29 protein-coding genes are annotated in these 25,506 nt (G+C 59.7%); 22 read left to right on the plus strand and 7 right to left on the minus strand.

The window, feature by feature from the left end:
• Positions 1-38: 38 nt before the first annotated feature.
• A complete protein-coding gene (locus ACSBQS_RS23295) occupies positions 39-614 on the plus strand; it encodes an aminodeoxychorismate synthase component II (protein ID WP_033645386.1) in 576 nt (191 codons plus the stop codon).
• A 131-nt stretch (positions 615-745) separates the two neighbouring features.
• Positions 746-1,963 (plus strand): bifunctional acetylornithine/succinyldiaminopimelate transaminase, encoded by a 1,218-nt coding sequence (gene argD / locus ACSBQS_RS23300; protein WP_197666861.1) that lies wholly within the window; start codon positions 746-748, stop codon positions 1,961-1,963.
• Between the two features lie 40 nt (positions 1,964-2,003).
• On the opposite strand, the gene ACSBQS_RS23305 is transcribed toward argD, so the two are convergent.
• Both ACSBQS_RS23305 and crp read right to left on the minus strand, forming a co-directional pair.
• A complete protein-coding gene (locus ACSBQS_RS23305) occupies positions 2,004-4,082 on the minus strand; it encodes a YccS/YhfK family putative transporter (RefSeq protein WP_047026485.1) in 2,079 nt (692 codons plus the stop codon).
• A 50-nt stretch (positions 4,083-4,132) separates the two neighbouring features.
• The gene (crp, locus tag ACSBQS_RS23310; RefSeq protein WP_004090925.1) at positions 4,133-4,765 is read right to left on the minus strand and encodes a cAMP-activated global transcriptional regulator CRP; all 633 of its coding nucleotides are present in this window, start codon (positions 4,763-4,765) and stop codon (positions 4,133-4,135) included.
• Positions 4,766-5,147: 382 nt separating this feature from the next.
• Here crp and ACSBQS_RS23315 point away from each other — a divergent pair, with 382 nt between their 5' ends.
• Complete coding sequence (locus tag ACSBQS_RS23315; protein ID WP_025304517.1) at positions 5,148-5,555, plus strand: OsmC family protein; 408 nt, start codon at positions 5,148-5,150, stop codon at positions 5,553-5,555.
• 38 nt (positions 5,556-5,593) lie between these two features.
• On the opposite strand, the gene ACSBQS_RS23320 is transcribed toward ACSBQS_RS23315, so the two are convergent.
• The 3 genes from ACSBQS_RS23320 to ACSBQS_RS23330 form a co-directional block, all read right to left on the minus strand.
• Positions 5,594-6,463, minus strand: a complete 870-nt coding sequence (locus ACSBQS_RS23320; protein ID WP_042785488.1) for a phosphoribulokinase — start codon at positions 6,461-6,463, stop codon at positions 5,594-5,596.
• A 151-nt stretch (positions 6,464-6,614) separates the two neighbouring features.
• Positions 6,615-6,848, minus strand: a complete 234-nt coding sequence (locus ACSBQS_RS23325; protein WP_004930376.1) for a YheU family protein — start codon at positions 6,846-6,848, stop codon at positions 6,615-6,617.
• A complete protein-coding gene (locus tag ACSBQS_RS23330) occupies positions 6,845-7,825 on the minus strand; it encodes a hydrolase (protein WP_033645258.1) in 981 nt (326 codons plus the stop codon). The genes ACSBQS_RS23325 and ACSBQS_RS23330 overlap by 4 nt, the downstream gene beginning before the upstream one ends.
• Before the next feature lie 119 nt (positions 7,826-7,944).
• Here ACSBQS_RS23330 and ACSBQS_RS23335 point away from each other — a divergent pair, with 119 nt between their 5' ends.
• The 6 genes from ACSBQS_RS23335 (at position 7,945) to tauD (ending at position 12,906) form a co-directional block, all read left to right on the plus strand.
• Positions 7,945-8,547, plus strand: coding sequence for a LysE family translocator (locus ACSBQS_RS23335; RefSeq protein ID WP_033645257.1), 603 nt, complete (start codon positions 7,945-7,947; stop codon positions 8,545-8,547).
• Positions 8,548-8,558: 11 nt separating this feature from the next.
• Positions 8,559-9,341 carry a PhzF family phenazine biosynthesis protein gene (locus ACSBQS_RS23340; RefSeq protein WP_033645256.1) on the plus strand — a complete coding sequence of 261 codons (783 nt, stop codon included), beginning with the start codon at positions 8,559-8,561 and terminating at the stop codon, positions 9,339-9,341.
• A 114-nt stretch (positions 9,342-9,455) separates the two neighbouring features.
• On the plus strand, positions 9,456-10,451 hold the full coding sequence (gene tauA, locus ACSBQS_RS23345; protein ID WP_004930383.1) for a taurine ABC transporter substrate-binding protein: 996 nt from the start codon (positions 9,456-9,458) through the stop codon (positions 10,449-10,451).
• 9 nt (positions 10,452-10,460) lie between these two features.
• Positions 10,461-11,228: a taurine ABC transporter ATP-binding subunit gene (gene tauB / locus ACSBQS_RS23350; protein ID WP_033645255.1), complete on the plus strand. Its 768-nt coding sequence runs from the start codon at positions 10,461-10,463 to the stop codon at positions 11,226-11,228.
• Complete coding sequence (gene tauC / locus ACSBQS_RS23355; RefSeq protein WP_033645254.1) at positions 11,225-12,061, plus strand: taurine ABC transporter permease TauC; 837 nt, start codon at positions 11,225-11,227, stop codon at positions 12,059-12,061. Before tauB ends, tauC begins: the two co-directional genes overlap by 4 nt.
• Entirely contained in the window at positions 12,058-12,906 is an 849-nt protein-coding gene (gene tauD, locus ACSBQS_RS23360; protein WP_434991365.1) for a taurine dioxygenase, read from the plus strand. The genes tauC and tauD overlap by 4 nt, the downstream gene beginning before the upstream one ends.
• Positions 12,907-12,912: 6 nt before the next feature.
• Here tauD and ACSBQS_RS23365 read toward each other — a convergent pair whose 3' ends face one another.
• Positions 12,913-14,826 (minus strand): ABC transporter ATP-binding protein, encoded by a 1,914-nt coding sequence (locus ACSBQS_RS23365; RefSeq protein ID WP_047026483.1) that lies wholly within the window; start codon positions 14,824-14,826, stop codon positions 12,913-12,915.
• Positions 14,827-14,955: 129 nt separating this feature from the next.
• Between ACSBQS_RS23365 and kefG the strand changes: the two genes are divergently transcribed.
• The 4 genes from kefG to slyD all read left to right on the plus strand — a co-directional run bounded on the left by kefG (position 14,956) and on the right by slyD (position 18,236).
• Positions 14,956-15,507, plus strand: coding sequence for a glutathione-regulated potassium-efflux system ancillary protein KefG (kefG, locus tag ACSBQS_RS23370; RefSeq protein ID WP_028127618.1), 552 nt, complete (start codon positions 14,956-14,958; stop codon positions 15,505-15,507).
• 2 nt (positions 15,508-15,509) lie between these two features.
• Positions 15,510-17,318, plus strand: coding sequence for a glutathione-regulated potassium-efflux system protein KefB (gene kefB / locus ACSBQS_RS23375; RefSeq protein WP_033651722.1), 1,809 nt, complete (start codon positions 15,510-15,512; stop codon positions 17,316-17,318).
• Positions 17,319-17,332: 14 nt separating this feature from the next.
• Complete coding sequence (locus tag ACSBQS_RS23380; protein ID WP_015379274.1) at positions 17,333-17,536, plus strand: YheV family putative zinc ribbon protein; 204 nt, start codon at positions 17,333-17,335, stop codon at positions 17,534-17,536.
• Positions 17,537-17,648: 112 nt separating this feature from the next.
• On the plus strand, positions 17,649-18,236 hold the full coding sequence (gene slyD, locus ACSBQS_RS23385) for a peptidylprolyl isomerase (protein WP_004930407.1): 588 nt from the start codon (positions 17,649-17,651) through the stop codon (positions 18,234-18,236).
• Between the two features lie 63 nt (positions 18,237-18,299).
• Here the strand turns inward: slyD and ACSBQS_RS23390 are convergent, their stop codons facing one another.
• The gene (locus ACSBQS_RS23390; RefSeq protein ID WP_033645250.1) at positions 18,300-18,527 is read right to left on the minus strand and encodes a SlyX family protein; all 228 of its coding nucleotides are present in this window, start codon (positions 18,525-18,527) and stop codon (positions 18,300-18,302) included.
• Positions 18,528-18,883: 356 nt separating this feature from the next.
• Between ACSBQS_RS23390 and fkpA the strand changes: the two genes are divergently transcribed.
• The 9 genes from fkpA to ACSBQS_RS23435 all read left to right on the plus strand — a co-directional run.
• Entirely contained in the window at positions 18,884-19,708 is an 825-nt protein-coding gene (fkpA, locus tag ACSBQS_RS23395) for an FKBP-type peptidyl-prolyl cis-trans isomerase (protein WP_033645249.1), read from the plus strand.
• Between the two features lie 373 nt (positions 19,709-20,081).
• The gene (locus tag ACSBQS_RS23400; RefSeq protein WP_197666862.1) at positions 20,082-20,804 is read left to right on the plus strand and encodes a helix-turn-helix transcriptional regulator; all 723 of its coding nucleotides are present in this window, start codon (positions 20,082-20,084) and stop codon (positions 20,802-20,804) included.
• Positions 20,804-21,193, plus strand: a complete 390-nt coding sequence (gene tusD, locus ACSBQS_RS23405) for a sulfurtransferase complex subunit TusD (protein WP_033645247.1) — start codon at positions 20,804-20,806, stop codon at positions 21,191-21,193. The genes ACSBQS_RS23400 and tusD overlap by 1 nt, the downstream gene beginning before the upstream one ends.
• Before the next feature lie 7 nt (positions 21,194-21,200).
• Entirely contained in the window at positions 21,201-21,560 is a 360-nt protein-coding gene (tusC, locus tag ACSBQS_RS23410; RefSeq protein WP_072626852.1) for a sulfurtransferase complex subunit TusC, read from the plus strand.
• Between the two features lie 9 nt (positions 21,561-21,569).
• The gene (tusB, locus tag ACSBQS_RS23415) at positions 21,570-21,857 is read left to right on the plus strand and encodes a sulfurtransferase complex subunit TusB (protein WP_033645246.1); all 288 of its coding nucleotides are present in this window, start codon (positions 21,570-21,572) and stop codon (positions 21,855-21,857) included.
• Positions 21,858-22,000: 143 nt separating this feature from the next.
• The gene (gene rpsL / locus ACSBQS_RS23420) at positions 22,001-22,375 is read left to right on the plus strand and encodes a 30S ribosomal protein S12 (protein WP_004930426.1); all 375 of its coding nucleotides are present in this window, start codon (positions 22,001-22,003) and stop codon (positions 22,373-22,375) included.
• Between the two features lie 96 nt (positions 22,376-22,471).
• On the plus strand, positions 22,472-22,942 hold the full coding sequence (rpsG, locus tag ACSBQS_RS23425) for a 30S ribosomal protein S7 (RefSeq protein ID WP_004956203.1): 471 nt from the start codon (positions 22,472-22,474) through the stop codon (positions 22,940-22,942).
• Between the two features lie 93 nt (positions 22,943-23,035).
• A complete protein-coding gene (gene fusA / locus ACSBQS_RS23430; protein ID WP_033645245.1) occupies positions 23,036-25,150 on the plus strand; it encodes an elongation factor G in 2,115 nt (704 codons plus the stop codon).
• Between the two features lie 70 nt (positions 25,151-25,220).
• On the plus strand, positions 25,221-25,506 hold a 286-nt coding region (locus ACSBQS_RS23435; protein WP_047024907.1), incomplete at its 3' end, for a GTP-binding protein.

Here is a 25,506-nt window from a genome sequence, read left to right on the forward strand (position 1 = left end):
AGTAAACTATGGCGGCGTTTTTCTTTGCCGGACCTAACATGCTGCTGCTGATCGATAACTACGACTCCTTTACCTATAACCTTTACCAGTACTTCTGCGAGTTGGGCGCCGAGGTGGTGGTGAAGCGCAATGATGAGCTGCAGCTGGCCGATATCGAGCGGCTGGCGCCGCAGCATCTGGTGATTTCCCCCGGCCCTTGTACCCCGAACGAAGCGGGCATCTCGCTGGCCGCCATTCGTCATTTCGCCGGCAAGCTGCCGATCCTCGGCGTGTGCCTGGGGCACCAGGCGCTGGGGCAGGCGTTCGGCGCCGAGGTGGTGCGCGCCCGCGCGGTGATGCACGGCAAAACCTCGGCGATTCGCCATCTGGGCGTCGGCGTGTTTCGCGGCCTGAGCGATCCGCTGACCGTGACGCGTTACCATTCGCTGGTGCTGAAAGCCGATACGCTGCCGGATTGCTTTGAAGTGACTGCCTGGAGCGAACGCGACGGCGTGCGCGACGAGATCATGGGCATCCGCCACCGCACGCTGGCGCTGGAAGGGGTGCAGTTCCACCCGGAAAGCGTGCTCAGCGAGCAGGGCCATCAGCTGTTGGACAATTTTCTCAGGCGTTAATCCCTTCGCATTTTTTTCGCCCGTCAGGCGTTTTGCATTTGCGCTTTAGTGTTTTTTTATGCATATTTCGTGATTATATTTTCATTATAACATCGCGATAGCGCTGAAAAACCTTCAGGGTGGAGCCGAAAATGACTGACAAATCCGCAGTGAGCCGCAGCACCTTTGACCAGGTGATCCTGCCTGTTTATGCACCCGCCCAGTTTGTGCCGGTGCGCGGCCAAGGCAGCCGGGTCTGGGATCAGCAGGGAAAAGAGTACATCGATTTTTCCGGCGGCATCGCGGTGACGGCGCTGGGGCACTGCCATCCGGCGCTGGTCGAGGCGCTCAAACGTCAGGGGGAAACCCTGTGGCATACCAGCAACGTCTTTACCAATGAACCGGCGCTGCGCCTGGCGAGCAAACTGATCGACGCCACCTTCGCCGATCGGGTGTTCTTCGCCAACTCCGGCGCGGAGGCCAACGAGGCGGCGTTCAAACTGGCGCGTCATTACGCGATCACCCGCCACAGCCCCTATAAAACCAGAATCATCGCCTTCTATAACGCGTTTCACGGCCGCACGCTGTTCACCGTGTCGGTGGGCGGGCAGGCCAAATATTCCGACGGGTTCGGGCCGAAGCCGGCCGACATCGTGCACGTGCCGTTCAACGATCTGGCGGCGGTGAAAGCGGTGATGGACGACCACACCTGCGCGGTGGTGATGGAGCCGATTCAGGGCGAGGGCGGCATTACGCCGGTCGACGCCGACTTCCTTAAAGGCGTGCGCAAACTGTGCGACCAACACCAGGCGCTGCTGGTGTTCGATGAAGTGCAAAGCGGCATGGGGCGCAGCGGCAAGCTGTTCGCCTATATGCATTATGGCGTGACGCCGGACATTCTCACCACCGCCAAGGCGCTGGGCGGCGGTTTTCCGGTGAGCGCCATGCTGACTATCGAAGAGATTGCGTCGGTGATGCAGGTGGGCACTCACGGCACCACCTACGGCGGCAACCCGCTGGCCTGCGCGGTGGCGGAGGCGGCGCTGGATGTGATCAATACGCCGGAGGTGCTGAGCGGCATCGAGCAGCGCCATGCGCTGTATGTGCAGGCTTTGCGGAATATCGGCGATAAATACGGTATTTTCACCGCCATTCGCGGCATGGGGTTGCTGATCGGCGCCGAGCTGACGCCGCATTATCACGGCAGAGCGCGCGATTTCCTCACCGCCGCCGCCGCGCGTGGGGTGATGATCCTCAACGCCGGGCCGAACGTGATCCGCTTTGCGCCGTCGCTGGTGGTGGAGCTGCAGGACATCGAGGCCGGCATGGCGCTGTTCGAGCTGGCGGTGCAGGATGTGATCAGCGCCTGAAGCACCTGCGGCGAATAACGGGGCGCGGCATGCCGCGCCCTTATTGATCGCGCAGTTTACGCTTGAGCCAGATGCCGTGGTGCGGGCGCTGGCGCCAGGCCAGCGACGAAATGGTGTGCATGACGCTCAGGTGCGACAGAATGCGCCGCAAATGACGTTCCATCTCGGTGACGGGCATCTCCGGATGCAGATCCGGCGGCTGCATGATGCCGCTGTTGTCACTGCTCGGGCCGTCGTATTCCAACCGCTGCTGGCAGCTTTGCAGCGCGATTTCACAGGTTTGCAGATACGCTTCCGCCAGCTTCGGCGTCAGCATGTAGTGCTCGCGCGCCAGGATGGTCATGGCGTTCAGGTGTTCGACGATGAACTGGCTGTGAGTGACCCACAGCCGCATGTCCGCCAGATAGTTCGAGGCGAACCCCGGTTCCTGCATCGCCTGATTGAGCGAAGTGAACAGCGCATTGTGCGCCTGGTTGACCTGCATGCGGGCATAGGCCAACGCGGTGGCGTCCGGCTCCGGTTGCTTCAGCATCAGCCGCAGCGCGGCTTGATCGTTTTCCAGCGCCTGATGGGCATTCTTGCGCAGCAGCCCGCTTTGCCACTGCGGCCACAGCCAAATGGTGCCGCCGAACGCCAGCACGCAGCCGATCAGCGTATCGATCAGACGCGGCACCAAAAAATGCGAGCCGTTCAGCGCCAGCAGCTGCAGGGTGTAAACCGCAGTGACCGTAAAGCCAATCACCGACAGCCCGTAGTTCTTGCGCGAAACCAGGTAGGCCAGCAGCGTGATCATCAGCATGATGCTCAGTGTTTCTGCTTCCGGTAACTGCAGCTGCAACAGCCCGGCCGCCAGCAACAGACCGGCGATCGTGCCGAGCGCACGGTGCTGAATGCGCACCCGGGTGGCGTTATAGCCGTTTTGGCTCACCAGCATGATGGTGAGCAGTATCCAGTACGGCTTCGGCAGATTGAATACCGCCCCCAGGCTGCTGCCGACTGCCAGCGTCACCCCCAGCCGCGCGGCGTTGCGCAGCGCCGTGGATTTGAACGACAGGTAGCTGGCCAACGCCGGCCAAAACGGCAGGCGATGTTGGCTGGGCATCAAATCGCGGCGGTACAGCGGATGCTGGGTGCGCAGCAGGCGGGCAATGCGGCTGAAATGGTAGTAACAAAACTGGCCGACCGGGTTGTCGGGATGCTGCGCCGCCATTTTTTCCAGCGCCGCCAGTTCGTGCGTCATGGAAAAGCGCTTCGAATGTTGATGGTAGAGAATATCGTGCGCCACCACGCGCAGCCGCCCGGCGATCACCTGAGCGTTGCGGCGAATGATCGCTTCGGCCTGGCTCTGCTCCATCAGTTTTTGTACTTCCTCCGGCAAGTGCAGGCTGACGGTGATGTGCTCCTGCAGATCCATCGCCACCTGAAAGGCGCGTTGCAGACGCTTTTGATCGAGGTTGTTGGCGTGCGGCAGGAAATTAAGCTGTTGGTACAGCAGGCTTATCAGATCCATCACCTTTTGCTGGCGCACCAGCAGCGGCGGCAGCGCGGTCTGCGGATCGGTGTGCTGAGTCAGCAGCGAGTATTTGGCTTCGAAGTAGTCCGCCAGTTCCAGATAGAGCTGGCTCAGCGTCTCGCGCATCGGCTGCTCTTTCCACAGCCGGAACCAGAACCAGGTGAATAAGCCGTACCAGGCGGTGCCGATCGCGTACAGCAGCGGCGCCTGCCAGAGAGGCACGGTGCCGGCCATGCTGAGGGAGAAGATGGCGGCCACCAGCGCCGCCGGCAACAGCCGGGCGTGCAGCGGGCTGATTTCGCCGGTGACGCCGAGCAGCAGCGCCAGGCCCAGCATCAGCGCCGGCAGCGGCACGTGCCACAGCAGGGCTTGTTGCAGCAGCAGGCTGCTGAGGGCAAACAGCGCACCGCCGACGATCAGCCGTTTAAAGAAGCGCCTATGCGGCGTGTCCAGACCGGCGATATTGCAGCAGGCGGGCACCAGAGAGAACATCAGGCCGAGCTGCAGCTGGCCAATCAGCAGGCCAAACAGCACCGGCAGGCACAACACCAGCGTTTGTCGCAGTGCGTAGTTGACTTCCGGGTGGTAAATCAGGCGGCGCCACATGGCAGAGAGCAGACAAAAAAACGGCGCAGATTGCGCCGTTTCTTCAGGGATTAACGGGTGCCGTAGACGACAATGGTCTTGCCATGGGCGGAAATCAGGTTTTGATCTTCCAGCATTTTCAGAATACGGCCAACGGTTTCACGCGAGCAGCCGACGATCTGGCCGATTTCCTGGCGGGTGATCTTGATCTGCATGCCGTCCGGGTGAGTCATGGCGTCGGGTTGCTTCGCCAGATTCAGCAGGGTTTGCGCGATGCGGCCGGTGACGTCCAGGAAGGCGAGGTTGCCCACTTTTTCGGAAGTGACCTGCAGGCGGCTCGCCATTTGGGCGGACAGACGCATCAGAATGTCCGGGTTCACCTGGATCAGCTGGCGGAATTTCTTGTAGGAAATTTCGGCCACTTCACAGGCGGTTTTGGCGCGAACCCAGGCGCTGCGCTCCTGGCCTTCTTCGAACAATCCGAGCTCGCCGATGAAATCCCCCTGGTTGAGGTAGGACAGGATCATCTCTTTACCTTCTTCATCCTTGATCAGCACCGCGACGGAGCCTTTCACGATGTAGTAAAGCGTTTCGGCCTTTTCACCTTGGTGAATCAGCGTACTCTTCGATGGATATTTGTGGATATGGCAATGAGACAGGAACCATTCGAGAGTAGGGTCTGTTTGCGGTTTGCCGAGAACCATTCGCTGTTATCCTCTGTTGTTATCGCTGCCTTGTGTCACAGGGGTCAGAGTTCCCTGTAAAACCCGCCTGTAGCCGCAGTTATGAGCGAGGGCTACCGGCAAGTTTTGAGGCGTGTCATAAAAATACGCTGTCGCTCTAGCATATTAACTTGCCGTAAGCGCTGCAAGCTACATTCTGTTAACATACCGGTAAAGGAGCCTTTCTCTGGGCGTTTCCCTGAAATTCAGTGTCCCGGAAAGATTTATTGCGGCTCTGTTTGTAGCACAGAGTAAGGCGGGTGTCTCGTGTTGTCTCGCTTCAGCATGATTAGCATCAGGTTACGTTGCCTGTTTCTATGCGAAAGCGTACTCTGATTTTAAGAAATCAACCGGAGTGACCAGAATGCAGGCAAGAGTTAAGTGGGTGGAAGGGTTAACGTTTTTGGGTGAATCGGCCTCCGGCCACCAGGTGCTGATGGACGGCAACGCCGGCGATAAAGCGCCCAGCCCGATGGAGATGGTGCTGATGTCGGTGGGTGGCTGCAGCGCGATCGACGTGGTGTCCATCCTGCAAAAAGGGCGCAACGACGTGCGCGACTGCGAGGTGAAGCTGACCTCCGAGCGCCGTGCAGAAGCCCCGCGGTTGTTCACCCATATCAACCTGCACTTCATCGTCACCGGCCAGGATCTGACCGACAAAATCGTAGAGCGAGCGGTGAACCTGTCGGCGGAGAAGTACTGCTCGGTGGCGCTGATGCTCAACAAGGCCGCCACGGTGACCCACAGCTTCGAGATCCGCCAGCCGGCGTAATCGGGACGGAGCGCGGCCCGCCGCCGCGCTCAACGCGCTTATTCGATCTTCTTGCCTTCCAGCAGCCGCTGCACCAGCGGCGCCATGATCAGCTCCATCGCCAGCCCCATCTTGCCGCCCGGCACCACTAACGTATTGATGTGCGAGATAAACGAGCCCTGCAGCATCGCCAGCAAATAGGGGAAGTCAATCTGATCCAGCCCGCGGAAGTGGATCACCACGAAGCTTTCATCCAGTGAGGGAATGGCTTTGGCGGCGAACGGGTTGGAAGTATCCACCGTCGGTACGCGCTGGAAGTTGATGTGGGTGCGCGAGAACTGCGGCGTGATGTAGTTGATGTAGTCTTCCATCGAACGCACCACCGAGTCCATCACCGCCTCGCGGGAGTGGCCACGTTCGCCGGTATCGCGGATCAGCTTCTGTATCCACTCCAGGTTGACGATCGGCACCACGCCGACCAGCAGATCGACGTGGTTGGCCACGTCATGGTGCTCGGTGACCACACCGCCGTGCAGCCCCTCGTAGAACAGCACGTCGGTCGGCGCCGGCAGCGGCTCCCACGGGGTGAAGGTGCCCGGCACCTGATTGTAGGGCACCGCTTCGTCGTAGGTGTGCAGGTACTTGCGCGAACGGCCGGTGCCGTTTTTGCCGTACTCGATAAAGCTCTGCTGCAGCAGGCCGAAGTCGTTGGCTTCGGGGCCGAAATAACTGATGTGTCTGCCCAGATCGCGCGCCTTGCGGATCGCCGCGTCCATTTCCGGCCGGGTGTAGCGGTGGAAGCTGTCGCCCTCCAGCTCGGCGGCGCGAATGTTGAGCTGTTGGAAGATTTTGCGGAACGCCACGCTGGTGGTGGTGGTGCCGGCGCCGCTGGAACCGGTTACCGCGATAACGGGATGTTTGGCAGACATGGTGGTTGTCACTCCGTGTTGAATGCGCCGGCGTCAGGGGATTATTGTGGCTCTTGTTGACGCTCTCTATGTCAGGAAAAAATGGCGCGCGCTGGTTTGCAATGTCCCATTGTTACCTGATTTTTTCCGTCAGTCATAGAACCGGGCGCCACTAAATTTCTTCCTGCCCGGCGCGGAACTGACCGCGCGGCATGATGTTGACGCTCTCATGCAGTTCCGACCACACCAGCACCACTTCGCCGTTTTTCAGCTGGCGGCGCACGTCCTCCACCTTCTGCTCCAGCGATCGTTCGTGCTCGCCGTAATCGGTGCCTTCACGCAGCACAAAGGATTCGATCAGGCTGTTCAGGGTGTCGGTTGCCAGTTCTTGCCAGGGAATGATCACGTCGGGATGTCCAGATAAGGGGAAAGCCAGGCCGGAATGCGATGCTCCAGCCACATGTGCGGTTTTTTCAGCGTGCCGCCGACAAAGCCGACGTGGCCGCCGAACTCGGTCAGCTGATATTCGATATTGCGCGGCAGGCCGGCGACGTCGGGGATCACCTCATGGGTCATGAAGGGATCGTCCTTCGCATGGATGATCAGCAGCGGCGTTTGGATCGCCGGCAACAGCGGCAGGGCGCTGCAGCGGCGATAATAATCGGTGGCGTCGCTGAAGCCGTGAATGCGCGAGGTGATGGCGTCGTCGAATTCGCGGATGCGCCGCAACCCGTTCAGCTGCGACAGCTTGAGCGGCAGGGTGTCCGGGTAGTGCAACAGCTTGCGGGTGGCGTTTTGTTTCAGCTGCCCCAACAGGTAGCGCTGATAGACGCGGGAGAAACCTTGCTCCATGCGATAGGCGCAGGGCTCCAGCATCAGCGGCGCCGAGACCACCACCGCCGCCTGCAGCAGGCTGTCGGCGCCTTGCTGCGCCAGATAACAGGCCAGCATGTTGCCGCCGAGCGAAACGCCTACCGCCGCGGTTGGCACCTCGCCGTAGCTGTCGCGCAGCCAGCGCAGGAAGAAACGCGCGTCTTCGGTTTCGCCGGAGTGGTAGATGCGCTGTTTGCGGTTGGGCACGCCGCTGCAGCCGCGAAAGTGCATCACCACCCCGAGCCAGCCACGTTCGCGCCAGGCGTTGAGCAGGCCATGCGCGTAGGGGCTGTAGAAGCTGCCCTCCAGACCGTGGAACAGCACCGCGCGCGGTTTGTCGCGCGCCTGCGCCGGATCCTCGCTCCAGGCGAGATCGACGAAATCGCCGTCGGGCAATTCCAGCCGTTGCCAATGCGGTTTCAATAACACGCGGCGGCGCACCAGCCGCGGCAACAGCGTTTGCAGGTGCGGGTTACTGGCCCCGGTCAGGGGGCGAAAGACGTCATGCATAGGCGGTGTAAAAATGTTGTTGGCGACTATTGTGAGATCCCAGGCGCACTGTTAGCTTCAATACCAATAACTGACAATGATACTGCAAAAAAGCGCCTTGGGTGAGGAGCACCCGTGCCATGGAACCGAGTTTATTCCTTTCGATGCTGGGCTTCCTGTGGGTCGCCGCCATCACGCCTGGCCCCAATAACCTGCTGCTGACCACCTCCGGCGCTCATTTCGGCTTTATGCGTTCGCTGTGGCTGATGATCGGCATCATGCTCGGCATGCAAAGCATTTTGCTGCTGGTGGCCTTCGGCGTCGGCAGCCTGATCCTGGTTTACCCGTCGCTGCACCTGATCCTGAAAATCCTCGGCAGTTTGTACCTGCTGTGGCTGGCGTGGAAAGTCGCCACCGCCGCCTATGAAAAGCTGGAAACCGACGTGGCGCCGCCGCAGCCGGTGCGGCTGTATCAGGGCTGGCTGTTGCAGTTCCTCAACCCGAAAGCCTGGCTGATGGCGCTGGGCGCGGTGGCGAGCTTCAGTCTGGCGGGCGATAAGTACAACGGTTCCATTGCGGCGATCGCGCTGGGCATTTTGGCGGTCAACATCGTCGCCGGCGTTATCTGGCTGGCGTTCGGCACGGTGATCGGCCGCCTGCTGCGCAGCAAAAAGGCCTGGATTATCTTCAACGTTTCCATGGGGCTGCTGACTGCAGCCTGTGTATTACTGATTTGGCATTAAGGAGCGGAACGATGGCGGAAAACTATTATCACGTGGTCGCCTTTACCGGTGAGGGGCTGCGCGGCAACCCGGCCGGGGTCTGCCTGCTGACGCAGCCACTGCCGACGGAGCGGCTGCAGGCGATCGCCAACGAGATCGGCCTGCCGGAGACCAGCTTTGTCTGGGATGACGGCGACATGACCGCCATTCGCTGGTTTACCCCGGAGCGTGAGGTCGATCTTTGCGGCCATGGCACGCTGGCGGCGGCGCATGTGATGTTCAGCGCGGTTAACCCGGCGCTGAAGGATATTCGCTTCAGATCGGCCGGCGGCGAGCTGTTCGTCAAGCGCGATGAGCGGGATGGGGAGCGGCTGGTGCTTGATTTCCCCGCCAGGCCGCCGCAGAAAGTCGCCGAACCGGCGGGCCTCGCGGCGCTGCTGGGCGTGCAGCCGCAGGAAGTGTGGCAGGCGAAAGCGCTGCTGGCGGTGGTGGAAAATGAGGCGCAGGTGCGCGCGCTGCGCCCGGACATCCCGGCGCTGATCGCATTGGCCGGCCGCGCGGTGATCGTCACCGCGCCGGGTGACACCGTGGACTTCGTTTCGCGCTATTTCACGCTCGACGGCGGCGAGGATCCGGTGACCGGTTCCGCGCATTGTACGTTGATGCCTTACTGGACGGCGCGTCTCGGCCGCCATCGGCTGCACGCCCGGCAGATTTCGGCGCGCGGCGGCGAGCTGTTCTGCGAACTGCAAGGGGACCGCACGTTGCTCGGCGGCTACGCTCACGTGTTCTTGCGCGGGACGATCGTGCTGTGATTCGCTTTAATATTACCTAAGGTAATAAAGAAGACTTTTTTATTCTTTTATCGCCCGTCATCGCTCAGATAAAACTGTCAGCAACTGAACAGATTTTTATCAACGGAGCGGAACATGGCGGGCAAACTCTTTTCTTTACGCAACGCGGCGCTGCTGGCGCTGTCGCTCAGCGCGGCCAGCGCCTATGCGGTGGACGTCACCGTGGCGTACCAGACGTCGGCGGAGCCGGCCAAGGTGGCGCAGGCGGAAAACAGCTTCGCCAAACAGTCCGGTGCGACCGTCGACTGGCGTAAGTTCGACAGCGGCTCCAGCGTGTTGCGCGCGCTGGCCTCCGGCGACGTGCAGATCGGCAATATCGGCTCCAGCCCGCTGGCGGTGGCCGCCAGCCAAAAACTCCCCATCGAAGTGTTCCTCATCGCCTCGCAGCTCGGCAGTTCCGAAGCGCTGGTGGTGAAGAATGACATCAAAAGCCCGCAGGATCTGATCGGCAAGCGCATCGCGGTGCCGTTTATTTCTACGACTCATTACAGCCTGCTGGCCTCGCTCAAACATTGGGGCATCAAGCCTGAACAGGTGAAGATCCTCAATCTGCAGCCGCCGGCCATCGCCGCCGCCTGGCAGCGCGGCGATATCGACGGCGCCTACGTCTGGGCGCCGGTGGTCAACGAACTGGCCAAACAGGGCAAGGTGTTGACCGACTCCGCGCAGGTGGGCGAATGGGGTTCGCCAACCCTGGACGTGTGGGTGGTGCGCAAAGACTTCGCCGAGAAACATCCCGACGTGGTGACCGCCTTTGCCGCCAGCGCCCTGCAGGCGCAGAAGGCCTACCTGGCAGCGCCGGAACAGTGGCTGAAAGATCCGAGCCATCTCAGCACCTTGGCGCGCTTGAGCGGCGTGCCGGAAGCGCAGGTGCCGGAGCTGGTGAAGGGGAACCGTTATCTGCCGGTGGCGGATCAGGTCGCCCAACTCGGCCAGCCGGTGGACAAGGCGATCCGCGATACCGCCGAATTCCTCAAGCAGCAGGGCAAGATCCCGCAGGTCGACAGCGACTACAGCGCTTACGTCACCGACCGTTTTGTGAAACAGGTGCAGGCTGCGCCGCAGTCGTAAGGAAGCAGGATGCTAAACGTCAGCCATCTTTCAGCAGAGTATCAGGGGCGGCCCGCGCTGCGTGACGTGTCGTTCCAGATCGCCGCCGGGCAACTGGTGGTGGTGCTCGGCCCGTCGGGCTGCGGCAAAACCACGCTGCTGAATTTAATTGCCGGGTTTATCGAGCCTTCAGCTGGCAGCATCACGCTGGATGGAACGTCCGTTCATGGCCCAAGCGCCGAACGGGGCGTGGTGTTCCAGCATGAGGGTTTACTGCCGTGGCGTAACGTGGTGGACAACGTCGAGTTCGGCCTGCAGCTGGCCGGCGTCGGCAAGGCGCAGCGCCGCCAGGTGGCGGAGCAGATGTTGCAGCGCGTCGGTCTGGCCGGTTACGAGCGGCATTTCATCTGGCAGCTTTCCGGCGGCATGCGCCAACGCGTCGGCATCGCCCGCGCTCTGGCCGCCGATCCGCGTCTGCTGTTGTTGGATGAACCGTTCGGCGCGCTGGACGCGTTCACTCGCGAGCAGATGCAGGAGCTGCTGCTGACCATCTGGCGCGATACCGGCAAGCAGGTGCTGCTGATCACTCACGATATTGAAGAGGCGGTGTTCCTCGCCAGCGAGCTGTTGCTGCTGTCGCCGGGGCCGGGGCAGGTGGTGGAGCGGCTGTCGCTGAACTTCGGCCAACGCTATGCCGACGGCGAAGCCTGCCGCTCGATTAAGTCCGATCCTGAATTTATCGCGCAGCGCGAATACGTGCTGGGCAAAGTTTTCCAACAGCGCGAGGCCCTGTTATGAGCCTGCATTCCACGTTAAAGGCCGCGGCGCAGCCGCAGGGCAAAGCGACGCGCCGTTTCAGCGTGCCGCGCAACGTTTGGCTGAGCGGCGCCACGCTGTTGACGGTGTTGATCGTCTGGTGGGGCGTGACGGCGCTGCAGCTGATCAGCCCGCTGTTCCTGCCGGCGCCGCAGCAGGTATTGCATCAGCTGATCACCATCGCCAGCCCGCAAGGCTTTATGGACGCCACGCTGTGGCAGCATCTGGCGGCCAGCCTGGGGCGCATTTTGGTGGCGCTGCTGGCGGCGGTGATCGTCGGCATTCCGGTGGGCATCGCCATGGGGCTGAACGACACGGTGCGCGGCATCCTCGATCCGCTGATTGAGATCTATCGTCCGGTGCCGCCGTTGGCGTATTTACCGCTGATGGTGATTTGGTTCGGCATCGGCGAAACCTCGAAGATCTTGCTGATTTATCTGGCGATTTTCGCGCCGGTGACGCTCTCCGCCGTGGCCGGCGTGCGCAGCGTGGCGCAGGTGCGGGTGCGCGCCGCCCGCGCGTTGGGCGCCACGCGTTGGCAGGTGCTGCGTTTCGTGGTGCTGCCGAGCGCGCTGCCGGAGATCCTGACCGGCATTCGCATCGGGCTGGGCGTCGGCTGGTCGACGCTGGTAGCCGCCGAACTGATCGCCGCCACGCGCGGCCTGGGATTTATGGTGCAATCCGCCGGTGAGTTTCTGGCGACCGACGTGGTGCTGGCCGGCATCGGCGTGATTGCGGTGATTGCATTTGGGTTGGAGCTGGGGCTGCGTGCCCTGCAGCGCCGATTGACCCCGTGGCATGGAGTACAGCAATGAACGAACGTCTGAATATCACCCCGCTGGGGCCTTACATCGGGGCGCTGGTGGAAAACGTCGAGTTGGCTCGGCCGCTGGGCGACGGCCAGTTTGAACAGCTTTATCATGCGCTGCTCAAGCATCAGGTGCTGTTCTTCCGCAACCAGCCGATCACGCCGCTGCAGCAGCGCGATCTGGCCGGCCGCTTCGGCGATCTGCACATCCACCCGGTCTATCCGCACGCCACCGACGTGGAAGAGATCATCGTGCTCGATACCCACGACGACAACCCGCCGGACAACGACAACTGGCACACCGACGTGACCTTTATCGAGAACCCGCCGCTGGGGGCGATCCTGGCGGCCAAGACGCTGCCTGCCACCGGCGGCGATACGCTGTGGGCCAGCGGCATCGCCGCCTATGAGGCGCTGTCGGCGCCGTTCAGAACGCTGCTCGCGGGGCTGCGCGCGGAACATGACTTCACCAAGTCGTTCCCGGAGCACAAGCATCGCGGCAGTGAAGAAGAGCATCAGCGCTGGCAACTGGCGGTGCAGAAAAACCCGCCGCTGTTGCATCCGGTGGTGCGTACCCATCCGATCAGCGGCCGGCAGGCGCTGTTCGTCAATGAAGGGTTCACCACGCGGATCGTCGATCTGGCGCCGAAGGAGAGCGACGCTTTACTGCATTTCCTGTTTGCTCACATCACCAAACCGGAGTTTCAGGTGCGCTGGCGTTGGCAGGAGAATGACGTGGCGATCTGGGATAACCGCGTGACGCAGCACTACGCCAACGCGGATTATCTGCCGCAGCGGCGCATCATGCACCGCGCGACCATTCTGGGGGACAAGCCCTTTTACAAGGCGTAACAACGGTTAGGCGTCGAACGCCTGCGTTAACTGCTCCAGCTGTTCCTGCGCATCCAGCCAGGTCATTTCCGTCTCTTCCAGCGCGGATTTGACCTGGCTTTGCTTTTGCAGGCAGTCGGTCAACTCGGCCTTGCGGCTGATGTCGTACAGTGCGGAATCCGCCAACTGCTCTTCCACCGCCGCCAGTTCGGCGCCCAGTTTTTCCATCTGCTGTTCCAGTTTGGCGATCTGCTTGCGCAGCGGTTGGGTTTGCGTACGGAACTCCGCCTCGCGGCGTTTTTGATCCTTGCGCGCCTGTGCGCTGTTGCTGCCGCTCTCTTTTTCCGGCGCGTCCTGTTGGCTTTCCTGGCGCTGCAGATCGATCAGCCACTGCTGGTAATCGTCGAGATCGCCTTCGAAAGGCTCGACCTGGCCATCGTGCACCAGGTACAGATCGTCGGTGGTGGAGCGCAGCAGGTGACGGTCGTGCGAGACCACCACCAATGCGCCTTCGAAATCGATCAGCGCCTCGGTCAGCGCCTGGCGCATGTCGAGATCCAGGTGGTTGGTCGGCTCATCGAGCAGCAGCAGGTTCGGGCGCTGCCAGACGATCAGCGCCAGCACCAGCCGCGCCTTCTCGCCGCCGGAGAAGCGTTCGGTGATTTCACTGACCTTGTCGCCCTGGAAGCCGAAACCGCCCAGATAATCGCGCAGCTGTTGCTCCAGCACCCGTGGCGCGATGCGGCTCAGGTGCTGCAGCGGCGATTCGTCGGCGCGCAGGAATTCCAGCTGGTGCTGAGCGAAGTAACCCAGCTTGATGCCTTTCGCCAGGCCGATCTCGCCGCTCAGCGGCTCCAGGGTGCCGGCCAGCAGTTTGATCAGCGTCGATTTACCGGCGCCGTTGCGGCCGAGCAGGCCAATGCGTGAGCCGGGCACCAGGTTCAGTTTGATGGACTTCAGGATCACCTTGTCGCCGTACCCGGCGCTGACTTTTTCCATGCGCAGCAGCGGGTTCGGCAGGCTTTCCGGCGGGCGGAAGCTGAAGGTGAACGGGTTGTCGACGTGCGCCGGGGCGATCAGCTCCATGCGTTCCAGCATCTTGATGCGGCTCTGCGCCTGCTTGGCCTTGGTCGCCTGCGCGCGGAAACGGTCGATATAGCTTTGCAGGTGCGCCACTTTTTCTTGCTGGTGCTGATACAGCGACTGCTGCTGCGCCAGTTTGGTGGCGCGTTGGCGTTCGAACGACGAGTAGTTGCCGGTGTACTCGTTCATCGTCTGCTGTTCGATATGCAGGATCTTGTCGACGATCGGATCGAGGAAGTCGCGGTCGTGCGAGATAAGCACCAGCGTGCCGGGATAGCTTTTCAGCCAGCGCTCCAGCCAGATCACCGCATCGAGATCCAGGTGGTTGGTCGGTTCGTCGAGCAGCAGCAGATCGGAACGGCACACCAACGCCTGCGCCAGGTTAAGACGCATGCGCCAGCCGCCGGAAAAGTCGCGCACCGGGCTTTGCAGTTGTTCGTTGGAGAAGCCGAGACCGTGCAGCAGGCTGGCGGCGCGGGAACGAATGGTCCAGGCGTCGATGGCGTCCAGCTTGCCGTGCAGGGTGGCGATGGCGTGGCCGTCGTTGCGGTCGTTGGCGGCCTGCAGTTCGGCTTCGAGCTGGCGAAACTCGCGGTCGCCGTCGATAACATACTCGATCGCCGGCACGTCCAGCGCCGGCGTCTCCTGGTTGACCCAGGCCAGCGCCCAGTTGCCGGGGAAGGTGAAGCTGCCGCCGTCCGCCGCGATCTCGCCCTTCAGCAGCGACAACAGCGTGGATTTGCCGCAGCCGTTTTTGCCGACCAGGCCGACCTTCTGACCTGGATTAACCGTCGCCGTGGCGTTGTCCAGCAGGACGCGGATGCCGCGTCGGATTTGTAGCGAGGAGAATACAATCATAAAGCGCCGTATGTTCAGAGTATGTTAAATTATCATTAAGGTAACAGAACGCGCACCGCGCGCTGTTTTTGTCTTTGCGATGCATGGTAACGGAAAACCGCTACCCTGACGACGCTTTGGAGGGGAATGATGTCGCAGCCGCCCAAGGTCTTGCTGCTGTATGCCCATCCGGAATCCCATGACTCGGTGGCGAACCGGGTTTTGCTTCGACCGGCGCAGCAATTGGAACATGTCACCGTGCACGATCTCTACGCGCACTACCCTGATTTTTTTATCGATATTCATCACGAACAACAGCTGCTGCGTGAGCATCAGGTCATCGTGTTTCAGCACCCGCTGTATACCTACAGCTGCCCGGCGCTGCTGAAGGAATGGCTGGATCGCGTGCTGGCGCGCGGCTTCGCCAGCGGCGTGGGCGGCAATGCGCTGGCGGGCAAATACTGGCGTTCGGTGATCACCACCGGCGAGCCGGAAGGCGCCTACCGCACCGGCGGTTATAACCATTATCCGATGGAAGATATCCTGCGGCCGTTCGAGTTGACCGCCGGGATGTGCCATATGCACTGGTTGACGCCGTTCGTGGTCTATTGGGCGCGGCGGCAAAAGCCGGAGGTGCTGCGCAGCCACGCAGACGCCTACGGGGAGTGGCTGAGCCACCCGCTGCCGCACGGGGGGCGGTGATCATGGAAGGATCGACCTTACTGACCGCCATTTTACTGTTCCTGTTTGCCGCGGTGGTGACGGTGCCGATCGCCCGTCGCCTGGGGATCGGCGCGGTGCTGGGTTATCTGATCGCCGGCATCGCCATCGGCCCGTGGGGATTGGGTTTTATTCGCGACGTTGACGAGATCCTGCACTTCTCCGAGCTGGGCGTGGTGTTCCTGATGTTCATCATCGGCCTGGAGCTGAACCCCAGCAAGCTGTGGGAGCTGCGGCGCTCGATTTTCGGCGCCGGCGCCGGCCAGGTGCTGATCACCGCGGCGGTGCTGGGCGCATTGCTGTACCTGACGCACTTCGCCTGGCAGGCGGCGGTGATCGGCGGCGTTGGCCTGGCGATGTCTTCCACCGCCATGGCGCTGCAGCTGATGCGCGAAAAGGGCATGAACCGCAACGAAGGCGGGCAGCTGGGTTTCTCGGTGCTGCTGTTCCAGGATATGGCGGTGATCCCGGCGCTGGCGTTGATCCCCATTCTGGCCGGCGCCGGCGGCACCAGCGACGACTGGGCGAAGATCGCGCTCAAGGTGGCGGCGTTCGGCGGCATGCTGATCGGCGGCCGCTTCCTGCTGCGGCCGCTGTTCCGCTATATCGCCGCTTCCGGCGTGCGCGAGATCTTTACCGCCGCGGCGCTGCTGCTGGTGCTCGGCTCGGCGCTGTTTATGGAGACGCTCGGCCTGTCGATGGCGCTCGGCACCTTCATCGCCGGCGTGCTGCTGGCGGAGAGCGAATACCGCCACGAACTGGAGATCTCCATCGAGCCGTTTAAAGGGCTGCTGCTGGGGCTGTTCTTTATCTCGGTGGGCATGGTGTTGAATATCGGCGTGCTCTACACCCATCTGGCCGAGGTGTTGATCGGCGTGTTGGCGTTGGTGGCGGTGAAATCCGGCGTGCTCTACGGCGTATCGCGCCTGTTCGGCCTGCGCAGTTCGGTACGCCTGCAGTTCGCCGGCGTGCTCAGCCAGGGCGGTGAGTTCGCCTTCGTGCTGTTTTCGGCGGCGGGCGCCCAAAAGGTGCTGCAGCCAGATCAACTCTCTTTGCTGCTGGTGGTGGTGACGCTGTCGATGATGACCACGCCGCTGTTGATGCAGGCCATCGATCGCATTTTGGCGCGCCGCTATAACGCCAAAGACGAAGACGAGGAGACGCCGTACGTGGAAGATGACGATCCGCAGGTGATCATCGTCGGCTTCGGGCGTTTTGGCCAGGTGATCGGCCGCCTGCTGATGGCCAACAAAATGCGCATTACCGTACTGGAACGCGACGTCAGCGCCGTCGGCGTGCTGCGTCGCTACGGTTACAAGGTCTATTACGGCGACGCCACCGAGTTGGAGCTACTGCGCGCGGCAGGCGCAGAGAAGGCCAAGTCGATCGTGATCACCAGCAATGAGCCGGAAGACACCATGGCGATCGTGCGGCTGTGCCAGCAGCACTTCCCGAACCTGAGCATCCTGGCGCGCGCGCGCGGCCGCGTGGAGGCGCATGAGCTGCTGCAGGCGGGCGTAAAACAGTTCAGCCGCGAGACCTTCTCCAGCGCGCTGGAACTGGGGCGCAAGGCGCTGATGGAATTGGGCATGCACCCGCATCAGGCCTTTCGCGCCCAGCAGCATTTCCGTCGTCTGGATATGCGCATGCTGCGTGAGCTGATGCCGCCGCATCAGGGCGACGTGGCGCAAATTTCTCGCGTGAAAGAGGCGCGGCGCGAGCTGGAAGAGCTCTTCCATCGCGAAATGCAAAAAGAAAGTCGCCAGTTTGACGGCTGGGATGAATACGAATAAGCGGGAGCATAACGATGTCTGCAACACGTAAGAGATTTATCGCCGGAGCGGTGTGCCCGAGCTGTAGCGCCATGGATACGCTGGCGGTATGGCGGGAGGATCAGGTGGAAGTGGTGGAGTGCGTCAAGTGCGGCCATCACCAGCGCCAGACCGAACAACAGGTGGAAAAACACGTTCGACCGCAAGAGCAGGTGATCGGCATTTTTCAGCCGAAGTAGCGTTTTTTTATCCCGGAGGGTACAGCGAGGCAGATTTCCGTTACAATCTGTCCGGAAAAGGCGCGCATCCCGATAACGGTGCGCGTCCTAGTAGCCAACGGTAGGAGATATCATGAAAGTAGCAAAAGACTTGGTGGTCAGCCTGGCTTACCAAGTACGTACAGAAGACGGTGTTTTGGTTGATGAGTCTCCGGTGAGCGCACCGCTGGACTATCTGCACGGGCATGGTTCTCTGATCGCAGGTCTGGAAAAAGCGCTCGAAGGCCACGACGTTGGCGATCGTTTTGACGTTCACGTCGGCGCGAACGACGCGTACGGCAACTACGACGAAAACCTGGTGCAGCGCGTACCGAAAGACGTCTTCATGGGCGTTGACGAACTGCAGGTCGGCATGCGTTTCCTGGCTGACACCGATCAGGGCCCGGTACCGGTTGAAATCACTGAAGTTGACGGCGACCACGTTGTGGTTGACGGCAACCACATGCTGGCCGGCCAAAACCTGAACTTCAACGTGGAAGTTGTCGCGATCCGCGAAGCGACTGCAGAAGAACTGGCGCACGGTCACGTACACGGCGAGCACGATCATCACCACGAGCACGGTGAAGGCTGCTGCGGCGGTCACGGCCATAGCCACGATCACGACCATGGTCACGACCACGGTAAAGGCGGTTGCGGCAACGGCGGTTGCGGCTGCCACTAAGCAGAACGCAATCCCGAGACGAGAGGGCAGCCATTGGCTGCCCTTTTTTATGCGCGGCGCCCCTCAATAGTGCGGCGGAGGGGTTTCTTCCGATTGCGAGGCGATCATCGAGGTTTGGGTCGAGCGCAGTTTGTCGGTCAACATGCGCAGGTGCTCGCGCATCTTCAGCATTTCCATCTGATGCTGGGTGACGGTCTGGTTGAGCTCTTCGATAGTGAGCTCTTGAAAAGCCTGACGGCTTTCCAGTTCTTCAAGCCGCTGTAGCAGGCTTTGAATGTCGGCGTTGTGCATGAGGCTACCTCTGACGCGATAAAATCCTGATTCGGCGCTATGGTAACAGCTGGCGTCGGGTTTGCCCGCGCTATTTCTTTGGGCGGCGCGCAACGTTGCGATCGGCAGTGTAAAGTGCTGAAAAGCTGCACGCCTGATTCGCCGTTTTTTGCTAACCTCGCCGAATATTCTGCAAGAAAAATCTGATTTATCATGTGAGTAGCACGCAGCGGGAAACTTCTTGGCAAAGCGGGAGTCACACTTTGACTCGATTGGTTACCTGTGCGACTGTTTTGTTTTGTTTCAGGCAGCTATAGTAGCCCGGTTATCTTACCTAATGATTGTTTGGGGCATTGCTTCAGACATTGGAGAAATGGATGAAATCTTTGTTTAAAGTCACGCTTCTGGCAACCACCATGGCTTTTGCTCTGAATGCGACCCAGGTCATGGCAGCCGATGCCGCTAAACCGGCGGCAGACGCGGCAGCAGCGCCAAGCACCGGCAAGTTCAAAAACGACGACGAGCAAGCGGCTTACGCACTGGGCGCCTCTCTTGGCCGTTACATGGACAACTCTCTGAAAGAGCAAGAGAAGCTGGGCATCAAGCTGGACAAAGATCAGCTGATCGCCGGCGTTCAGGACGCTTTCGCTAACAAGAGCAAGCTGAACGACGCCGACATCGAAAAGACCCTGCAGGGCTTTGAAGCGCGCGTGAAGGCTTCCGCTCAGGCGAAGATGGAGCAGGACGCCAAGGACAACGAAACCAAAGGCGCTAAGTATCGCGACAGCTTCGCTAAAGAAAAAGGCGTGAAGAAAACCGAATCCGGCCTGCTGTATCAGGTAGAGAAACCGGGCGCGGGTGAAGCGCCGAAAGACAGCGACACCGTGGTGGTGAACTACAAAGGCACCCTGACCGACGGTACCGAGTTCGATAACTCCTACACCCGCGGTGAGCCGCTGTCATTCCGTCTGGATGGTGTGATCCCTGGCTGGACCGAAGGCCTGAAGCACATCAAGAAAGGCGGCAAAATCAAGCTGGTGATTCCACCGGCGCTGGCCTACGGTAAAACCGGCGTTCCGGGCATCCCGGCTAACTCCACGCTGGTATTCGACGTCGAGCTGCTGGATGTGAAAGCGGCGCCGAAAGCCGACGCTAAAGCCGAAAAACCGGCCGACGCCAAAGCCGACGCCAAAGCGAAATAATCTCGTCGCTCTGTTTGCCACCGCCGCGGATGCCCTCCGCGGCGGTTTTCATTTCGGCAGCCGCTACCGCTCTCTCCATTGAACGCTTGACGCCTGCCGGGCATCGGGCTTAACGTCAATACCACGCGCAAACGCAAGGACTTTGCTCCGGCCGCTTTGCTAGACTAATAATTCTGACTTATCAGTCATGCGTCTGCCCCTTAGGGCGTGTACCTAAAATTGTTCCCGGCCGCCTCGCCCGCGGATGTCATCGCGCCGTTTTATGCCGCTCTCAGCCAGCCGCGCTGCAGCGCGCCGACGACGGCAGCGATCCGGCCCGAGCGGTTTTAGCTGCGCCCCCTGGCACAGGCGATCTATGAGGGTGGTATCTTCGATGTCGAATTCGCTTTTATCCAGCGAAGCCAGCGAACTTGATTTGCTGAATGAACGTCCGTTTACTCAAACGGATCATGAAATCCTGAAATCCTATGAAGCGGTGGTCGACGGGCTGGCGATGTTGATCGGCGGCCACTGCGAAATCGTATTGCACGCGCTGGAAGACCTGAACAGCTCGGCGGTGCGCATCGCCAACGGGGAACACACCGGGCGCAAAATCGGCTCGCCGATCACCGACCTGGCGCTGCGCATGCTGCACGACATGGCCGGCGACGACAGCAGCGTGTCGAAAGCCTACTTTACCCGCGCCAAGAGCGGCGTATTGATGAAATCGGTGACTATCGCCATTCGCAATCGCGAGCAGCGGGCGATTGGTTTGTTGTGCATCAACATGAACCTCGACGTGCCGTTCTCGCAGATCATGCAAACCTTTATGCCACCGACAGCGCAGGACGTGCCGTCGTCGGTGAACTTCGCCTCTTCCGTCGACGATCTGGTGGCGCAGACGCTGGAGTTCACCATCGAAGAGGTGAACGCCGACCGCTCGGTGTCCAATAACGCCAAGAATCGACAGGTGGTGCTCAATCTCTATGAGAAAGGCATCTTCGATATCAAGGATGCGATCAATCAGGTGGCGGATCGTCTGAATATCTCCAAACACACCGTCTATCTGTACATTCGCCAGTTTAAAAGCGGCGACCTGGTGGGAAGCGACCGTTGATGCTCGACTATTGTCTGTTGGTTACCGGCCCGGCTTATGGCACGCAGCAGGCCAGCAGCGCCTATCAATTCGCTCAGGCTTTACTGGCGAAAGGGCACCGTCTTTCCAGCGTCTTTTTCTACCGTGAAGGGGTGTTGAACGCCAACCGGTTAACCGCGCCCGCCAGCGACGAATTCGATCTGGTGCGCGGCTGGACGCAGCTCGCGCAGCAACACGGCGTAGCGCTCAACGTCTGCGTGGCCGCCGCGCTGCGCCGGGGCGTCACCGACGAACAGGAAGCGCAGCAGCAGGGGCTGGCCGGCGCCAACCTGCAGCCCGGTTTTACCCTGAGCGGGCTGGGTTCCCTGGCCGAAGCGTCGCTGAGTTGCGACCGTCTGGTGCAGTTCTGAGGAAATGATGAAACGAGTCGCTTTTGTTTTCACCCACGGGCCGCATGGCGGCGCCAGCGGCAGGGAAGGGCTGGATGCGCTGCTCGCCACGTCGGCGCTCAGTGAAGATTTGGGGGTGTTTTTTATCGGTGATGGCGTGTTGCAGCTGTTGCCGGGCCAGCAACCGGAAAAGATTTTGGCGCGCAATTATATCGCCACTTTCGGCGTGCTGCCGCTGTATGACGTGGAGCGGTGTTATCTGTGCCAGGCTTCGCTGCAGGAACGCGGGCTGAGTCAGGTGACCGATTGGGTGCTGGATGCCGAGGTGCTGGCGCCGGACGAACTGCGCCGTGAATTAGCCGGCTACGACGCCGTAATGACGTTTTAGGATCTTCTGATGTTGTATACCCTGAGCCATTCGCCAAACCAATGTGACCTGCCCGCGCTGTTGCGCCTGACCGCGGAGGGCGACGCGCTGCTGCTGCTGCAGGACGGCGTGCTCGCAGGCCTTGTTGGCAGCGCCCATCTTGAATCGCTGCTCGCCGCCCCCATATCCCTTTATGCGCTGCAGGACGACCTGGAAGCCAGGGGGTTGATTGGTCATTTTTCGCACAAAATCACTGTCGTCGGCTATAATCACTTCGTTGAATTAACCGAACAACACCGCAGCCAAATGGCCTGGTGATGACGGTGATGTTGTATATTTCTTGACACCCATACTGGTCAGCCCTAAAATTCTGCGTCCTCGTACTTTGCCAGTAGTGCATACGAGGGGATTTATCACATGTTTACGAAGCTAGTACGAAGCAAAAACCAGGAGCTTTTTTAATGGCAACAATTAACCAGCTGGTTCGCAAACCACGCTCTGTGAAGGCTGCTAAAAGCAACGTTCCAGCGCTGGAAGCCTGCCCGCAGAAACGTGGCGTATGCACCCGCGTATATACCACTACCCCGAAAAAACCAAACTCCGCACTGCGTAAAGTTTGCCGTGTGCGTTTGACCAACGGTTTCGAAGTGACTTCCTACATCGGTGGCGAAGGCCACAACCTGCAGGAACACTCCGTAATCCTGATCCGTGGCGGTCGTGTAAAAGACCTGCCAGGTGTGCGTTACCACACCGTCCGTGGTGCACTTGACTGCTCCGGTGTTAAAGACCGTAAGCAAGCTCGTTCCAAGTACGGCGTGAAGAAGCCAAAGGCTTAATGGTTCTCCGTTAAGTAAGGCCAAACGTTTTAACTTTAATGTCAAAATAAACTCGTAGAGTTTTGGACAATCCTGAATTAACAACGGAGTATTTCCATGCCACGTCGTCGCGTAATCGGCCAACGTAAAATCCTGCCAGATCCTAAGTTCGGATCTGAGCTGCTGGCCAAATTTGTAAATATCCTGATGGTAGACGGTAAAAAATCTACTGCAGAAGCAATCGTCTATACCGCGCTGGAGACCCTGGCTCAGCGTTCTGGTAAAGATCACCTGGAAGCTTTCGAAGTCGCTCTCGACAACGTTCGCCCGACTGTAGAAGTTAAGTCGCGTCGCGTTGGCGGTTCTACTTATCAGGTACCAGTTGAAGTCCGCCCGGTTCGTCGTAATGCTCTGGCAATGCGTTGGATCGTTGATGCTGCACGTAAACGCGGTGATAAATCCATGGCTCTGCGCCTGGCGAACGAGCTGTCTGACGCAGCAGAGAACAAAGGTTCTGCTGTTAAGAAGCGTGAAGACGTTCACCGTATGGCCGAAGCCAACAAGGCGTTCGCCCACTACCGCTGGTAATCATCTGGCTGTAGTCATGCTAACCAAGCGGGCGCGTCAAATCGGCCCGCTTGGGTTAACTGAACTTGAACGCCCTAGGAATAGAGGAATCAAATGGCTCGTACAACACCCATTGCACGCTACCGTAACATCGGTATCAGTGCTCACATCGACGCCGGTAAAACCACCACTACCGAACGTATTCTGTTCTACACCGGTGTAAACCACAAAATCGGTGAAGTTCATGACGGCGCTGCCACCATGGACTGGATGGAACAGGAGCAGGAGCGTGGTATTACCATCACTTCTGCAGCGACGACTGCCTTCTGGTCTGGTATGGCCAAGCAGTTCGAACCGCATCGCGTAAACATCATCGACACCCCAGGGCACGTTGACTTCACCATCGAAGTAGAACGTTCCATGCGTGTGCTGGATGGCGCGGTAATGGTTTACTGTGCTGTTGGTGGTGTTCAGCCACAGTCTGAAACCGTATGGCGTCAGGCTAACAAATACAAAGTGCCACGTATCGCGTTCGTTAACAAAATGGACCGTATGGGCGCTAACTTCCTGAAAGTTGTTGGCCAGATCAAAACTCGTCTGGGCGCTAACCCTGTTCCTCTGCAGCTGGCTATCGGCGCAGAAGACAAATTCACCGGCGTTATCGACCTGGTGAAGATGAAGGCGATCAACTGGAACGAAGAAGACGCAGGCGTTACCTTCGAATACGAAGACGTCCCGGCTGACATGATGGAACTGGCTGAAGAATGGCGCCAGAACCTGATCGAATCCGCTGCGGAAGCTTCCGAAGAGCTGATGGAAAAATACCTGGGCGGCGAAGAGCTGACCGAGGCAGAAATCAAGTCCGCTCTGCGTCAGCGCGTGCTGAACAACGAAATCATCCTGGTTACCTGTGGTTCTGCGTTCAAGAACAAGGGCGTACAGGCGATGCTGGATGCGGTAATCGAATACCTGCCGGCGCCAACTGACGTTCCTGCGATCAACGGTATCCTGGACGACGGTAAAGACACCCCGGCTGAGCGTCACGCAAGTGATGACGAGCCGTTCTCTGCTCTGGCGTTCAAAATCGCTACCGACCCGTTCGTAGGTAACCTGACCTTCTTCCGCGTGTACTCCGGCGTTGTTAACTCCGGCGACACCGTGCTGAACTCCGTTAAGGCTGCGCGTGAGCGTTTCGGCCGTATCGTTCAGATGCACGCCAACAAGCGTGAAGAGATCAAAGAAGTTCGCGCAGGCGACATCGCCGCTGCGATCGGTCTGAAAGACGTGACCACCGGGGACACCCTGTGTGATCCAGACTCTCCAATCATCCTGGAGCGTATGGAATTCCCTGAGCCGGTAATCTCTATCGCCGTTGAACCAAAAACCAAAGCTGACCAAGAGAAAATGGGTCTGGCTCTGGGCCGTCTGGCAAAAGAAGACCCGTCATTCCGCGTATGGACTGACGAAGAGTCTAACCAGACCATCATCGCCGGTATGGGTGAACTGCACCTCGACATCATCGTTGACCGCATGAAGCGTGAATTCAACGTTGAAGCTAACGTGGGCAAACCTCAGGTAGCTTACCGCGAAGCGATTCGCGCGAAGATTACCGATGTTGAAGGTAAGCACGCCAAGCAGTCTGGTGGTCGCGGTCAGTACGGTCACGTTGTGATCGACATGTACCCACTGGAGCCGGGCTCTAACCCGAAAGGTTACGAGTTCATCAACGACATCAAAGGCGGCGTAATTCCTGGCGAATACATCCCTGCCGTTGATAAAGGCATCCAGGAGCAGCTGAAGTCTGGTCCGTTGGCTGGTTACCCGGTAGTAGATATGGGTATTCGTCTGCACTTCGGTTCTTACCACGACGTTGACTCCTCTGAACTGGCGTTTAAACTGGCCGCATCTATCGCCTTTAAAGAAGGCTTTAAGAAAGCGAAACCAGTTCTGCTTGAGCCTATCATGAAGGTTGAAGTTGAGACTCCAGAAGAGAACACCGGTGACGTTATCGGTGACTTGAGCCGTCGTCGCGGCATGCTGCGCGGTCAGGAATCTGAAGTGACTGGCGTTAAGATCCACGCTGAAGTACCGTTGTCCGAAATGTTCGGCTACGCAACTCAGCTGCGTTCTCTGACTAAAGGTCGCGCATCATACACCATGGAATTCCTGAAGTATGATGATGCACCGAACAACGTCGCTCAGGCCGTAATCGAAGCCCGTGGCAAATAAGCCGCAGGGTTAAAACCAAAGTCCCGTGCTCTCTCCAGAAGGGGAGAGCGCTATAGTAAGGAATATAGCCGTGTCTAAAGAAAAATTTGAACGTACAAAACCGCACGTTAACGTTGGTACTATCGGCCACGTTGACCACGGTAAAACTACCCTGACTGCAGCGATCACCACCGTTCTGGCTAAAACCTACGGCGGTTCTGCACGTGCTTTCGACCAGATCGATAACGCGCCAGAAGAAAAAGCTCGTGGTATCACCATCAACACCTCTCACGTTGAGTATGACACCCCGACTCGCCACTACGCGCACGTTGACTGCCCAGGGCACGCCGACTACGTGAAAAACATGATCACCGGTG

It is taken from the genome of Serratia sp. H402Y (assembly GCF_051172415.1).
Lineage (GTDB): Bacteria > Pseudomonadota > Gammaproteobacteria > Enterobacterales > Enterobacteriaceae > Serratia > Serratia ureilytica.